This is a genomic window from Streptomyces sp. NPDC058307 (assembly GCF_042880295.1).
GTDB lineage: Bacteria > Actinomycetota > Actinomycetes > Streptomycetales > Streptomycetaceae > Streptomyces.
The window spans coordinates 53,350-65,811 of the sequence record NZ_JBHVYZ010000035.1; the positions used below are offsets into that span (position 1 = coordinate 53,350).

At 70.3% G+C, this 12,462-nt stretch carries 14 protein-coding genes; 13 read left to right on the top strand and 1 reads right to left on the bottom strand.

What is annotated here, in order from left to right:
* Positions 1-3 precede the first annotated feature (3 nt).
* From lepB (ACFVYN_RS24230) to ACFVYN_RS24280, 11 genes are all read left to right on the top strand, one after another.
* The gene (lepB, locus tag ACFVYN_RS24230) at positions 4-699 is read left to right on the top strand and encodes a signal peptidase I (protein ID WP_390001737.1); all 696 of its coding nucleotides are present in this window, start codon (positions 4-6) and stop codon (positions 697-699) included.
* Positions 692-1,786 carry a signal peptidase I gene (gene lepB / locus ACFVYN_RS24235; protein ID WP_390001738.1) on the top strand — a complete coding sequence of 365 codons (1,095 nt, stop codon included), beginning with the start codon at positions 692-694 and terminating at the stop codon, positions 1,784-1,786. The genes lepB (ACFVYN_RS24230) and lepB (ACFVYN_RS24235) overlap by 8 nt, the downstream gene beginning before the upstream one ends.
* Positions 1,674-2,657 carry a signal peptidase I gene (lepB, locus tag ACFVYN_RS24240; RefSeq protein WP_390001740.1) on the top strand — a complete coding sequence of 328 codons (984 nt, stop codon included), beginning with the start codon at positions 1,674-1,676 and terminating at the stop codon, positions 2,655-2,657. The genes lepB (ACFVYN_RS24235) and lepB (ACFVYN_RS24240) overlap by 113 nt, the downstream gene beginning before the upstream one ends.
* A 138-nt stretch (positions 2,658-2,795) precedes the next feature.
* Positions 2,796-3,569, top strand: coding sequence for a signal peptidase I (gene lepB, locus ACFVYN_RS24245; RefSeq protein WP_390001741.1), 774 nt, complete (start codon positions 2,796-2,798; stop codon positions 3,567-3,569).
* The gene (locus tag ACFVYN_RS24250; RefSeq protein WP_390001743.1) at positions 3,559-4,083 is read left to right on the top strand and encodes an NUDIX hydrolase; all 525 of its coding nucleotides are present in this window, start codon (positions 3,559-3,561) and stop codon (positions 4,081-4,083) included. Before lepB (ACFVYN_RS24245) ends, ACFVYN_RS24250 begins: the two co-directional genes overlap by 11 nt.
* Positions 4,084-4,139: 56 nt before the next feature.
* The gene (locus tag ACFVYN_RS24255; protein ID WP_003965949.1) at positions 4,140-4,448 is read left to right on the top strand and encodes a DUF2469 domain-containing protein; all 309 of its coding nucleotides are present in this window, start codon (positions 4,140-4,142) and stop codon (positions 4,446-4,448) included.
* Positions 4,449-4,563: 115 nt separating this feature from the next.
* A complete protein-coding gene (locus tag ACFVYN_RS24260) occupies positions 4,564-4,926 on the top strand; it encodes a YraN family protein (protein WP_390001745.1) in 363 nt (120 codons plus the stop codon).
* Position 4,927: 1 nt separating this feature from the next.
* Positions 4,928-6,553, top strand: coding sequence for a YifB family Mg chelatase-like AAA ATPase (locus ACFVYN_RS24265; RefSeq protein WP_390001747.1), 1,626 nt, complete (start codon positions 4,928-4,930; stop codon positions 6,551-6,553).
* On the top strand, positions 6,550-7,707 hold the full coding sequence (dprA, locus tag ACFVYN_RS24270) for a DNA-processing protein DprA (protein ID WP_390001748.1): 1,158 nt from the start codon (positions 6,550-6,552) through the stop codon (positions 7,705-7,707). Before ACFVYN_RS24265 ends, dprA begins: the two co-directional genes overlap by 4 nt.
* A 253-nt stretch (positions 7,708-7,960) precedes the next feature.
* Positions 7,961-8,803, top strand: coding sequence for an RNA polymerase sigma factor WhiG (whiG, locus tag ACFVYN_RS24275; RefSeq protein ID WP_390001749.1), 843 nt, complete (start codon positions 7,961-7,963; stop codon positions 8,801-8,803).
* 105 nt (positions 8,804-8,908) lie between these two features.
* Positions 8,909-9,466, top strand: a complete 558-nt coding sequence (locus ACFVYN_RS24280) for a TetR/AcrR family transcriptional regulator (protein ID WP_390001810.1) — start codon at positions 8,909-8,911, stop codon at positions 9,464-9,466.
* Between the two features lie 49 nt (positions 9,467-9,515).
* Here ACFVYN_RS24280 and ACFVYN_RS24285 read toward each other — a convergent pair whose 3' ends face one another.
* The gene (locus ACFVYN_RS24285; protein WP_390001751.1) at positions 9,516-10,115 is read right to left on the bottom strand and encodes a murein hydrolase activator EnvC family protein; all 600 of its coding nucleotides are present in this window, start codon (positions 10,113-10,115) and stop codon (positions 9,516-9,518) included.
* A gap of 272 nt (positions 10,116-10,387) precedes the next feature.
* On the opposite strand from ACFVYN_RS24285, the gene rpsB reads away from it, so the two are divergent.
* The gene (gene rpsB / locus ACFVYN_RS24290; RefSeq protein WP_390001753.1) at positions 10,388-11,341 is read left to right on the top strand and encodes a 30S ribosomal protein S2; all 954 of its coding nucleotides are present in this window, start codon (positions 10,388-10,390) and stop codon (positions 11,339-11,341) included.
* 182 nt (positions 11,342-11,523) lie between these two features.
* Entirely contained in the window at positions 11,524-12,360 is an 837-nt protein-coding gene (gene tsf, locus ACFVYN_RS24295; RefSeq protein WP_352389439.1) for a translation elongation factor Ts, read from the top strand.
* Positions 12,361-12,462: the final 102 nt, after the last annotated feature.

Below are 12,462 nucleotides of genomic sequence, written 5' to 3' on the forward strand. Positions count from 1 at the left end.
GCGATGGACACCGAAGCACAGCCGACGGAGCGCGACCGCTCCTCCCGCCCCGGACCAGGGGCCGCGGAGGGACGGTCGCGTTTCGCGTTGGTGTCGAGAATCACCCAGTGGCTGCCCGGCGGCCGGATCTCCCTGGTCCTGCTGCTCTGCCTGGTCCTTCTTTTGCTGATCAGTACGTTCGTGATCAGACCTTTCCAGATTCCCAGCGGATCCATGGAAAACGGATTGAGGATCGGGGACCGCGTTCTCGTAAATAGGTTCGCGTACCGTTTCGGTGCCGAGCCGCAGCGGGGAGATGTAGTCGTGTTCGACGGAACCGGGTATTTCGGGGACGGGGACTACATCAAGCGCGTTGTGGGCGTGGGGGGAGACCACGTGGTCTGCTGCGACACGAAGGGGAGGCTCGAGGTGAACGGCCGGTCGGTCGACGAGTCGGGCTTCCTGTACCCCGGCAACAGCCCCTCCTCGGTGCCCTTCGAGGTCGAGGTGCCCGCCGGTACCCTGTTCGTGCTCGGTGACCACCGCAGCGTCTCCAGCGACTCCCGGGACCATCTGGGCTCACCGGGCGGCGGCATGATCCCCGTCGGCGATGTCCTGGGGCGGGCCGACTGGATCATCTGGCCCGCCGGTCACGCCACCCGCCTGCACCGTTCCGACGCCTACGCGCGCGTGCCCGCGGCGGAGGGCGCGCATGGGTAACCGTGGCAAACCGCGTGGTGTGTCGAGCACCGCCGCCGACAATCTGCTGCCCACCGGCGTCCGGCGTTCCGCCAGTCCCACGGGCGGCCGCTCCCGCGCGGAGCGACGCAAGCTCCAGCGCAAGGTGAAGCGGCGCAGAAGGCGCGGCGCGGTCAAGGAGATACCGCTCCTGGTCGGCGTGGCCGTCCTGATAGCCCTGGTTCTGAAGACGTTTCTCGTGCAGGCGTTCGTGATCCCGTCCGGCTCGATGGAGCAGACGATCCGCATCGGTGACCGGGTCCTGGTCGACAAGCTCACCCCGTGGTTCGGCTCCGAGCCGAAGCGCGGGGACGTCGTCGTCTTCAAGGACCCGGGCGGCTGGCTGGCGGGCGAGCAGACCACCGCGAAGAAAGACGACCCCGTCGTAGTCAAGCAGGTCAAGGAGGGGCTCACCTTCATCGGCCTGCTGCCGTCCGACAACGAGAAGGACCTGATCAAGCGGGTCGTCGGAGTCGGCGGCGACCGGGTGAAGTGCTGTGACACCGAGGGACGGGTCACCGTCAACGGCGTTCCGCTGAGCGAGACGGACTACCTGTATCCCGGTAACGCCCCGTCCACCCAGCAGTTCGACATCACCGTCCCCAAGGGGCGGCTGTGGGTGATGGGTGACCACCGCGCCAACTCCGCGGACTCCCGCGCGCACCAGGACACCGACTACGGCGGCACCGTGTCGCTCGACTCGGTGGTGGGACGGGCCAGGATCATCGCGTGGCCTTTCGGCCACTGGACCACGCTGGACGAACCGAAAACTTACTCTTCCATTGCCGACTCGGTGTCCGGGGCGACCGCAGCCTCCCAGCCGTCGCTTAGGGTTGCACCCGACGATCCGAACGAAGCGATCCAACTCCCGAGCCCTGCGGAACTCCCGCTCGTTATGGGAGTGGTGGGCCTGCGCCGTACTTGGCGCCGGCGGCGGCACAGAGTAAGGAGTTGGCGTGGGGGATGTTGCGGTTGGCGCACGATCCGGGCACGACGGCGAGGAGCACCGCGGACGCCCCGTGGAAGCAGCCGACCCGGCCGCGGAGAGCGCCGTACCCTTCGGGAATGACCCGGCCGCGGGCGGCGAGGGGCCGCCGGTGGACGAGCCCCCCGGGACCGGCGGCGGTGGGACGGGCGGTTCCACGCCCGGGGCGAAGAAGCAGCGCTCCTTCTGGAAGGAGCTGCCCATCCTGATCGGCATCGCGCTCGTACTGGCGCTGCTGATCAAGACGTTCCTGGTGCAGGCCTTCTCGATCCCGTCCGACTCGATGCAGAACACCCTCCAGCAGGGCGACCGGGTGCTGGTCGACAAGCTCACCCCGTGGTTCGGCTCCGATCCCGAGCGCGGCGAGGTCGTGGTCTTCCACGACCCGGACAACTGGCTGGCGGGCGAGCCGGTGGCGAACCCGAACGCCGTACAGACGTTCCTGTCCTGGATCGGCCTGATGCCCTCCGCGACGGAGAAGGACCTCATCAAGCGCGTCATCGGCGTGGGCGGTGACACGGTCTCCTGCCAGGGCACCGGCCCGCTCAAGGTCAACGGCAAGGCGCTGAACGAGACGTCGTACGTCTACGCCGGCAACACGCCGTGCAGCCAGGACGACCAGGGCGGCCAGTTCAGCGTGAAGGTCCCCAAGGGCTACATCTGGGTGATGGGCGACCACCGGCAGAACTCCCGTGACTCGCGCTACAACCAGTCGGACAAGCACCACGGCATGGTCCCGGTCGACGATGTCGTGGGCCGCGCCATCGTGAAGGCCTGGCCGATCAACCGCTGGGGCACGCTGCCCAAGCCGGACACCTTCGACCAGGCGGGCATCAACGACCGGTCGTCCGCCTCGGCCGCCCTCAGTGTGGCTCCCCAGGGGATCGCGCTCGTCGGTGTGGTGCCGGTGGCGCTGTGGCGTCGCAGGAAGGCCGCCGTCGAGCGGACCCGCTGAGCCCTGCCCGGCCGACCGGGATGCCACGGGCCTGCCACAGCCCTGCCACGGGCCTGGTGAAAGCTTTGCGGAGCTTGTCGCTCCGTCCGGGCAGGAGGGGCTGACCCGCTCAGGTACCGCCGGGTAGGGTGCGGATCCATGGGTGGCGAGAGCACTACACGTACGGCCCCGCACAGCGGGCGCACCAGCACGGGCCCGGTGGGCAGCCGGACCGGACAGCGACTGTCCGGACTGGCCGTCGCGCTGGGCCTGGTGCTGTTCCTCGGGGGATTCGTCTGGGGAGCGGTGGTCTACCTGCCGTACACCGTGCCCACCAGTTCGATGACGCCCACGATCGACGCCGGCGACCGGGTGCTGGCGCAGCGCGTCGACGGGGACGAGATACGCCGGGGTGACGTCGTCGTCTTCACCGACGAGACCTGGGTGAGCAACGCGCCCGTGGTCAAGCGGGTCGTCGCGGTCGGCGGCGACACGGTCTCCTGCTGCACGGACGGGAAGCTGACCGTCAACGGCAAGAAGATCGACGAGACCTACCTCAAGGGCGGCCCGGTCGAGGACAAGACCATCCCGACCGTGAAGGTGCCCCAGGGCCGGCTGTTCCTGCTCGGCGACGAGCGCCAGGGCTCGCTGGACTCCTCCGCCCACCTCAGCGACGCCGCCCAGGGCACCGTCGCACGCTCGGCGGTGACCGCCCGCGTGGACGCCGTCGTCTGGCCCATGAAGGGCATGCTGGAGCGCCCCACCGGCTTCGAGCCACTCGGTGCGCTCTCCTCGCCAGGACCACTGCGTTCGATCTTCATCATGATCGTCGCCGGCGGGGTGCTGGTCCTGGGCGGTGGCGCCTACGGACCTGTCGCCAAGCTCTTCAGCAGGCGCTCCGGTGTCCGGACGGAGCCCGTCGGTGCCCGCTGAGGCGTCGGCCGGGTACGGGGACACGCCCGAAGGCGCGCTGCGCAAGGTGGCCCGGGTGGTGCTGCTCGACCCCGCGGACCGCATCCTGCTGCTGCACGGGCACGAGCCGGACGATCCGGCCGACGACTGGTGGTTCACGCCCGGCGGCGGACTGGAGGGCGACGAGACCCGTGAAGAGGCCGCTCTGCGGGAACTCGCCGAGGAGACCGGCATCACCGAGGTGGAACTCGGGCCGGTGCTCTGGCGGCGGATGTGCTCGTTCCCGTTCGCGGGCCGTCGCTGGGACCAGGACGAGTGGTACTACCTGGCCCGTACGACGGTGACGGCCACCCGGGCCACGGCCCTGACCGAGCTGGAGCGACGCAGTGTCGCCGGAGCGCGCTGGTGGACGTGTCGGGAACTGAGCCAGGCACATGAGACGGTGTATCCGACCAGACTCGCCGAGCTGCTGCGCAGGCTGCTCGACGAAGGTCCCCCGGCCGGGCCCGTGACCCTCGACACCGAAATCGTCTAGGTGCTGACGGGACTGGCGCACAATGGTGGGATCGCACGGCTGAAGGGGAACATGCCATGAGCGCCGAGGACCTCGAGAAGTACGAGACCGAGATGGAGCTCAAGCTCTACCGGGAGTACCGCGATGTCGTCGGTCTGTTCAAATACGTGATCGAGACCGAGCGGCGCTTCTACCTGACCAACGACTACGAGATGCAGGTGCACTCGGTCCAGGGCGAGGTGTTCTTCGAGGTGTCCATGGCCGATGCCTGGGTGTGGGACATGTATCGGCCGGCCCGCTTCGTGAAACAGGTCCGGGTGTTGACGTTCAAGGACGTGAACATCGAGGAGCTGAACAAGAGTGATCTGGAGCTGCCGGGCGGGTGAGGGGTGCCTCTGCGCCCGTGTGGGTGACGGGGTTTTCCACAACCGCTGAGTAGTCCACCAAGATCAACTCGGTGGGCGGGGTTGCGTGATCGTTGGCGCCGGAGGTGGTGCCGACATGAACGCACGCAGTGCACTCGGCAAGTACGGCGAGAGTCTGGCCGCGCGGCGGCTGACCGAGGCCGGGATGACGGTCCTGGAGCGCAACTGGCGCTGTGGCAGGACGGGCGAGATCGACATCGTGGCGCGGGACGGTGAAGTCCTGGTCGTCTGCGAGGTCAAGACACGGCGGGTGGGTGCCTTCGAGCATCCCATGGCCGCGGTGACTCCCGAGAAGGCGGAGCGCCTGCGGGGCCTCGCCGCCTGCTGGATCCATGCCCACGGAGGGGCGCCACCGGGAGGCGTCCGCATCGACCTGGTGGGCGTCGTCCTGCCCCAGCGCGGCGCGCCCGTGGTCGAGCACGCGCGGGGGGTGGCCTGAGATGGGTTTCGCTCGTACGTGCTCGGTGGCGCTGGTGGGCGTCGAGGGGGTCGTGGTCGAGGTCCAGGCGGACCTGGAGCCCGGGGTCGCGGCGTTCACGCTGGTGGGACTGCCGGACAAGAGCCTGACGGAGAGCCGGGACCGGGTGCGGGCGGCCGTCGTGAACTCGGGGGGTGAATGGCCCCAGAAGAAGCTCACGGTGGGACTCAGCCCGGCCTCGGTACCGAAGGCGGGGTCGGGATTCGACCTCGCTGTCGCGTGCGCCGTGCTGGGTGCCTCCGAGCGGATCGACCCGCGCGTGCTCGCCGACATCGTGATGGTCGGAGAACTGGGCCTGGACGGACGGGTGCGTCCGGTCCGGGGCATCCTGCCCGCGGTGCTGGCCGCCGCGGACGCCGGCTACGTACAGGTCGTCGTGCCGGAGTGCGCCGCGGCCGAGGCCTCGCTGGTGCCCGGGATCTCCGTGCTGGGTGTACGCAGTCTGCGGCAGCTCATCGCGGTCCTGGCGGACGAACCGGTGCCCGACGAGGAGCCGCACGAGCCGGGCCGTCCCGATCCACTGCTGGCCGGCCTGAGGGTGCCGGGCACGGGCGCGGCGACGGGCATGCACAGCGCCGGAGCCGCTCAGCAGGACCACGGACACGACCTGGCCGACGTCGTGGGCCAGACCTCGGCGCGGACGGCCGTGGAGGTCGCGGCGGCCGGGGGCCACCATCTGTTCCTGGAGGGGCCGCCCGGCGCGGGCAAGACGATGCTCGCCGAGCGGCTGCCCGCTGTCCTGCCCCGGCTGAGCCGGGAGGAGTCGCTGGAGGTCACCGCGGTCCACTCGGTGGCCGGACTGCTGCCCGCGGGCAAGCCCCTGGTCGACGTCGCCCCCTACTGCGCCCCGCACCACTCGGCGACCATGCAGGCGCTGGTCGGCGGGGGCGGCGGTGTCGCCCGGCCCGGGGCGGTGTCGCTCTCGCACCGCGGGGTGCTCTTCCTCGACGAGACGCCCGAGTTCAGCACCCAGGCACTCGACGCGCTGCGACAGCCACTGGAGGCGGGGCACGTGGTGATCGCACGCAGTGCGGGTGTCGTACGGTTCCCGGCGAAGTTCCTGATGGTGCTCGCGGCCAACCCGTGCCCCTGCGGTCGCTTCTCGCAGACCGACGACTTCTGCGAGTGCCCGCCCTCGGCGGTCCGGCGCTACCAGGCCCGGCTCTCCGGTCCGCTGCTCGACCGGGTCGACCTGCGGGTGCAGGTGGACCGCGTCACACGGGACCAGCTTTCCGGACGCGGTGCCCGGGGCGAGTCGACCGCCGTGGTCGCCGACCGGGTGCGGGCCGCCAGGGAACGCGCGGCGACGCGGTTCGCCGGCACCCCGTGGCGGACCAACAGCGAGGTGCCCGGACGCGAGCTGCGCAACCGCTGGCACGCCGTGTCCGGGTCGATGGACGAGGCCGAGCGCAATCTGGAGCGGGGCGTCCTGACCGCCCGGGGACTCGACCGCGTCCTGCGCGTCGCCTGGACCGTCGCGGACCTCGTCGGACACGACCGTCCGGACGCGACGGACGTCGCCCTGGCGCTGCAACTGCGCACCGGAGTACCCCGGGGCGTGCCCATGGCCATCGGGGCGCTGACATGACCCGCGACCAACCCGACGACGACCTGCTCGACCGCGTCTTCCTCGCTCGGGTCGTCGAACCGGGTGACGAGGTCGCGGGGCGGTGGGTCCGGGAACGGGGCGTGGAGGAGGTGGCCTCGCGGTTGCGCGGATGCGGGGAGCCGCTGCCCGGGGTGAGCGAGAAGCGGTGGAGCGGCATGCGGGCCAGGGCCCGGGTGGCCGAACCGCGCCGGGATCTCGCCGTCGCGTTCGAGGCCGGTGCGCGGTTCGTCGTTCCCGGCGGCGCCGAGTGGCCGGGACAGCTCGACGACCTCGGAGACGCGCGGCCGCTCGGACTGTGGGTGCGGGGGCGGCCCAGCCTGCGGATGTGGGCGTTGAGATCCGTCGCCCTCGTCGGGGCCCGTGCCTGTACCGAGTACGGGGCCCACATGGCGGCCACCCTCGCCACCGGGCTCGCCGAGCTCGGGTGGGTCATCGTGTCCGGCGGGGCCTACGGGGTCGACGGCGCCGCCCACCGCGGTGCCCTCGGCGCGGGCGGTGCCACCGTCGCCGTCCTGGCCTGCGGGGTCGACCGGCCCTACCCGCGCGGACACACGCAGCTGATCACCCGGATCGCGGAACAGGGCCTGGTGATCGGGGAGTTGCCGCCCGGCGATCATCCGACGCCCAGCAGATTCGTGCTGCGCAACAGGGTGATCGCCGCCCTCACCCGGGGCACCGTGGTCGTCGAGGCCGCCCACCGCAGCGGCTCACTGGTCACCGCCCGCGCGGCACAGCGGCTGGGCCGTCACACGATGGGGGTGCCCGGGCCGGCCACCAGCAGCCTGTCCGCCGGGGTGCACGAGCTGCTGCGCGGGGGCGCCACGCTGGTCACGGACGCCGCGGAAGTGGTGGAACTGGTCGGCGACATGGGGGAGCTGGCCCCCGACCGGCGCGGCCCCGTGCTGCCGCGCGATCTGCTGGACCCGGAGGCACGGAGGGTCCTGTCCGCGCTGCCCGGGCGCCGGGAGGCCGGCGTGGAGGAGATCGCGCGCGGGGCGCAGACGACCCGGGACGACGCCGTCGCGAGACTGTACGAGCTCCGTTCACTTGGTTACGTCGAACGACACGGCGACGGCTGGAAGTTGACACGCCAGGCGATGATCTCCGTGAGGGGTGGCCGCGGCCCGTGTTGACGGAGCGTGTTCGGCCGTCCGGGGGAACCCCGAAGCCCTTGGGAATTCCGGCAGTTGAGGTGTTCCGTTGATCACACAGCGCGATGGCCGCGCCTCGTGGGAGTGGACCGCGGAACGCGTCTGCGCACGATCCCGGGCGCACTGTTTGCGCACTGCGACTCCTCAGTCACGCTACGCTCACGGGGATTCCGACGCACTTCCGCGTACATCGCGTACATCGCGTACTTCACGGCAGAACGGCACAAGGCGACGAATGCCCCAGCACACTTCCGGGTCCGACCGGGCGGCGATCCCCCCAGCCGCCCGTGACGGTGGCAGCGTGCGGCCGCCCGCTCCCTCGACCCTCGACGAACTGTGGCGGTCGTACAAGGCGACGGGAGACGAGCACCTGAGAGAGCAGCTGATCCTGCACTACTCACCGCTCGTGAAGTACGTCGCCGGGCGGGTGAGCGTCGGTCTGCCGCCCAACGTCGAGCAGGCGGACTTCGTCTCCTCGGGGGTCTTCGGGCTCATCGACGCGATCGAGAAGTTCGACATCGACCGGGAGATCAAGTTCGAGACGTACGCGATCACCCGGATCCGGGGCGCGATGATCGACGAACTGCGGGCGCTGGACTGGATCCCGCGCTCCGTGCGGCAGAAGGCGCGCAACGTCGAGCGGGCGTACGCGACGCTGGAGGCGCGGCTCAGACGGACGCCCACGGAGGGCGAGGTCGCCGGCGAGCTGGGGATCGCCGTGGACGATCTGCACGCGGTCTTCAGCCAGTTGTCGCTGGCCAACGTGGTGGCGCTGGAGGAGTTGCTGCACGTCGGGGGCGAGGGCGGCGACGGGTTGAGCTTCATGGACACGCTGGAGGACCCCGCCGCGGACAACCCGGTGGAGGTCGCCGAGGACCGGGAGCTGCGGCGGTTCCTCGCGCGGGCCATCAACACCCTGCCCGAGCGGGAGAAGACCGTCGTGACCCTCTACTACTACGAAGGGCTCACGCTCGCCGAGATCGGGAACGTGCTGGGGGTCACCGAGAGCCGGGTCAGTCAGATCCACACCAAATCCGTGCTGCAACTGCGGGCAAAGCTGGCCAGTTTCGGCCGCTGACCTGGCCGGACGGCCTTCCGGTGACGGCTCGTCGGGTGGAGTGGCTCCCGCCCGGAGTGGTGCGTCCGTACAGTGGTTGATGTGCCAAGGATTCGAGCGGCCTCCGTGGCCGAGCACCGGTCGATGCAGCGAGCCGCCCTGCTGGACGCGGCTCGCTCTTTGCTGTCCGAGGGCGGGACGGAGGCGCTGACCTTCCCGGCCCTCGCCGAGCGGACGGGGCTCGCGCGCTCGTCCGTGTACGAGTATTTCCGGTCGAGGGCCGCCGTGGTCGAGGAGCTGTGCGCGGTCGACTTCCCCGTGTGGGCCGCGGAGGTCTCGGCGGCGATGGCCGCGGTGGAGGGGGCGGAGGCCAAGGTCGAGGCGTATGTCCGGCGGCAGCTGACGCTGGTGGGTGACCGGCGGCATCGGGCCATCGTCGCCATCTCGGCGAGCGAGCTGGACGTGGGGGCTCGGGAGAAGATCCGGGCGGCGCACGGCGGACTGGTCGCGATGATCGTCGAGGTGCTCGGCGAGCTGGGGCATGAGCAGCCTCGGCTGGCGGCGATGCTGGTGCAGGGCGTGGTGGACTCGGCGGCACGGCGGATCGAGCTGGGGGCCGCGGAGGAGCCTTCGGTGATTACCGAAGCCGCGGTTTCCATGGCGTTGCGGGGTGTGCGGGGTTAAGGCTCGTCGCGGCTCGGCTGGGCTGGGCTGGGCTGGGAGAGCTTGGCTGTCAGGGCAAGGGGACGTCGAGTACGGGGAGCAGTCTCGACGGACCTCTGCGCAGGAGCCACGGTGGGAGCAGGGACAGGGGGTCCAGGTAGCTCTCGCCTCTGCGCAAGCCCCAGTGCACGCAGGTCGTTGTGCAGTGGGAGCCCGTCGGTTCCACCGTGCCCACCACCTCACCCGCCTCCACCTCGTCGCCCTTGTCCACCGACGCCGTCACCGGCTCGTAGGTCGTTCGAAGATCCGTGCCTGTCAGCTCCACCGAGACGACGCCCCTGCCCGCCACCCGGCCCGCGAAGGACACCCGGCCCGGCGCCACCGCCCGTACCGGGGTGTCGGCGGGTGCTGCGAGATCCACGCCCCGGTGGCCGCGGCCGTACACCGTCGCCGGTGGTTCCCAGCCGCGCAGGACCGTCGGGCGGGTGCCCACGGGCCAGGTGCGGCCGATCACCGGTACGGAGACGTCCGTGGCCGTGGCCGTCGGCGTGAGGGGGGCCTGCTCCGGCGTGGGCGCCGGGGCCGGGCCGGGCGCCGTCAGGAACAGCAGAAGGCCCAGCACCAGCCACGTACCGCACCGCCCGACTCGACCGCATCGCTTCGCTCGCATGCGGAAACCGTCCCGCGTCCGCCCCGGTCGCGGCCGGGGCCTGTGGACTACTCCCGGGTTGTGGACATCGGCGTCACCCGGTACCCCGCCGGTCCCGTACACTTCTTCTGGCGATCCGGGTCACCGGGTCGACTTCGCACGCCCCGACATCCAGCCGTCACGCGGTCGGTGTCAGCGCCTCTCGGTCCTTAGCGGCAAGGCGCGTCGCGGGCGTCAGGCGCGGGTGCCCTCCGGTACCCGCGGTACAACCGAGAACACCAAGGAGAACGGCCATGGCCGTCGTCACGATGCGGGAGCTGCTGGAAAGCGGCGTCCACTTCGGTCACCAGACCCGTCGTTGGAACCCGAAGATGAAGCGCTTCATCTTCACGGAGCGCAACGGCATCTACATCATCGACCTGCTCCAGTCGCTGTCGTACATCGACCGCGCCTACGAGTTCGTCAAGGAGACCGTCGCCCACGGCGGCACGGTCATGTTCGTCGGCACGAAGAAGCAGGCGCAGGAGGCCATCGCCGAGCAGGCCACCCGTGTCGGCATGCCCTACGTCAACCAGCGCTGGCTGGGCGGCATGCTCACCAACTTCTCCACCGTCTACAAGCGTCTGCAGCGCCTCAAGGAGCTTGAGCAGATCGACTTCGAGGACGTCGCCGCTTCCGGTCTGACCAAGAAGGAGCTTCTCGTGCTCTCGCGCGAGAAGGCCAAGCTGGAGAAGACCCTCGGTGGTATCCGCGAGATGTCCAAGGTGCCCAGCGCCGTCTGGATCGTGGACACCAAGAAGGAGCACATCGCGGTCGGTGAGGCCCGGAAGCTCAACATCCCGGTCGTCGCGATCCTCGACACCAACTGCGACCCCGACGAGGTCGACTACAAGATCCCGGGCAACGACGACGCGATCCGCTCCGTCACCCTGCTCACCCGCGTGATCGCCGACGCCGTCGCCGAGGGGCTCATCTCCCGCTCGCGCGTCGCCACCGGTGACAAGGGCGAGAAGGCCGCGGGCGAGCCGCTCGCCGAGTGGGAGCGCGACCTGCTCGAGGGTGGGGAGAAGAAGGCCGAGGAGGCTCCCGCCGAGGCAGCTCCGGCCGACGAGGCTGCGGCCACTGAGGCTCCGGCCGCCGAGGAGGCCCCCGCGGCCGAGGCTCCGGCCGCCGAGGAGGCTCCCGCGGCTGAGGCCGAGGCCCCCGCCGCCGAGGCCGCTCCGGCCGCGGACGCCGAGCAGGCCTGATCCGTCAGCGTCAGGGGTGACGGCGGGAGCGGTACTGCATTCATCAGCGCCTCCGGCGCGGTGAACTCCGCTCCCGCCGTTCACCCGTAGGTCATCGGAGAGTCGGCGGCCCCCGGCCACATGGGGGCCGCAGACCCCGTAGATCTTCGATCTTCCAGACTTCGAGAAAGATTCACAGACTCATGGCGAACTACACCGCCGCCGACGTCAAGAAGCTCCGTGAGCTCACGGGCGCCGGCATGATGGACTGCAAGAAGGCGCTGGACGAGGCCGAGGGCGACGTCGAGAAGGCCGTCGAGGCGCTCCGGATCAAGGGCCAGAAGGGCGTCGCCAAGCGCGAGGGCCGCTCCGCCGAGAACGGCGCAGTGGTCTCCATCATCGCCGACGACAACTCCTCCGGCGTCCTCGTCGAGCTGAAGTGCGAGACGGACTTCGTCGCCAAGGGCGAGAAGTTCCAGGCCGTCGCCAACGCGATCGCCGAGCACGTCGCCAAGACCTCCCCGGCCGACCTGGAGGCCCTGCTCGCCTCCGAGATCGAGGCCGGCAAGACCGTCCAGGCGTACGTGGACGAGGCCAACGCCAACCTCGGCGAGAAGATCGTCCTGGACCGCTTCGCGCAGTTCACCGACGGCTTCGTGACCGCGTACATGCACCGCACGATGCCCGACCTGCCCCCGCAGATCGGTGTCCTCATCGAGCTGGACAAGCCGAACGCCGAGATCGCCAAGGGCGTCGCCCAGCACATCGCCGCCTTCGCGCCGAAGTACCTCTCCAAGGAGGACGTGCCGGCCGAGGTCGTCGAGTCCGAGCGTCGTATCGCCGAGGAGACCACCCGCGCCGAGGGCAAGCCCGAGGCCGCGATCGCCAAGATCGTCGAGGGTCGCCTGAACGGCTTCTTCAAGGACGCCACGCTGCTCGGTCAGCCGTACGCGCTCGACAACAAGAAGTCGGTCCAGAAGGTTCTGGACGAGGCCGGTGTCACCCTGAAGCGCTTCACGCGCATCAAGGTCGGCATCTGAGTCCGTACCGCGAGCGACGCGCGGGCCCTATAGGGTCGTCAGCAGTCGTCCGGTACGCCGCCACGCACGCGCGTGGCGGACGACAGCAGATCTGACGAGGAG

What these genes read in the sequence shown, in the direction of transcription:
- lepB (WP_390001737.1), top strand. Translation starts at nt 4, where the DNA reads ATGGACACCGAAGCACAGCCGACGGAGCGCGACCGCTCCTCCCGCCCC.
- lepB (WP_390001738.1), top strand. Translation starts at nt 692, where the DNA reads ATGGGTAACCGTGGCAAACCGCGTGGTGTGTCGAGCACCGCCGCCGAC.
- lepB (WP_390001741.1), top strand. Translation starts at nt 2,796, where the DNA reads ATGGGTGGCGAGAGCACTACACGTACGGCCCCGCACAGCGGGCGCACC.
- ACFVYN_RS24255 (WP_003965949.1), top strand. Translation starts at nt 4,140, where the DNA reads ATGAGCGCCGAGGACCTCGAGAAGTACGAGACCGAGATGGAGCTCAAG.
- ACFVYN_RS24260 (WP_390001745.1), top strand. Translation starts at nt 4,564, where the DNA reads ATGAACGCACGCAGTGCACTCGGCAAGTACGGCGAGAGTCTGGCCGCG.
- ACFVYN_RS24265 (WP_390001747.1), top strand. Translation starts at nt 4,928, where the DNA reads ATGGGTTTCGCTCGTACGTGCTCGGTGGCGCTGGTGGGCGTCGAGGGG.
- dprA (WP_390001748.1), top strand. Translation starts at nt 6,550, where the DNA reads ATGACCCGCGACCAACCCGACGACGACCTGCTCGACCGCGTCTTCCTC.
- whiG (WP_390001749.1), top strand. Translation starts at nt 7,961, where the DNA reads ATGCCCCAGCACACTTCCGGGTCCGACCGGGCGGCGATCCCCCCAGCC.
- ACFVYN_RS24285 (WP_390001751.1), bottom strand. Translation starts at nt 10,115, where the DNA reads ATGCGAGCGAAGCGATGCGGTCGAGTCGGGCGGTGCGGTACGTGGCTG.
- rpsB (WP_390001753.1), top strand. Translation starts at nt 10,388, where the DNA reads ATGGCCGTCGTCACGATGCGGGAGCTGCTGGAAAGCGGCGTCCACTTC.
- tsf (WP_352389439.1), top strand. Translation starts at nt 11,524, where the DNA reads ATGGCGAACTACACCGCCGCCGACGTCAAGAAGCTCCGTGAGCTCACG.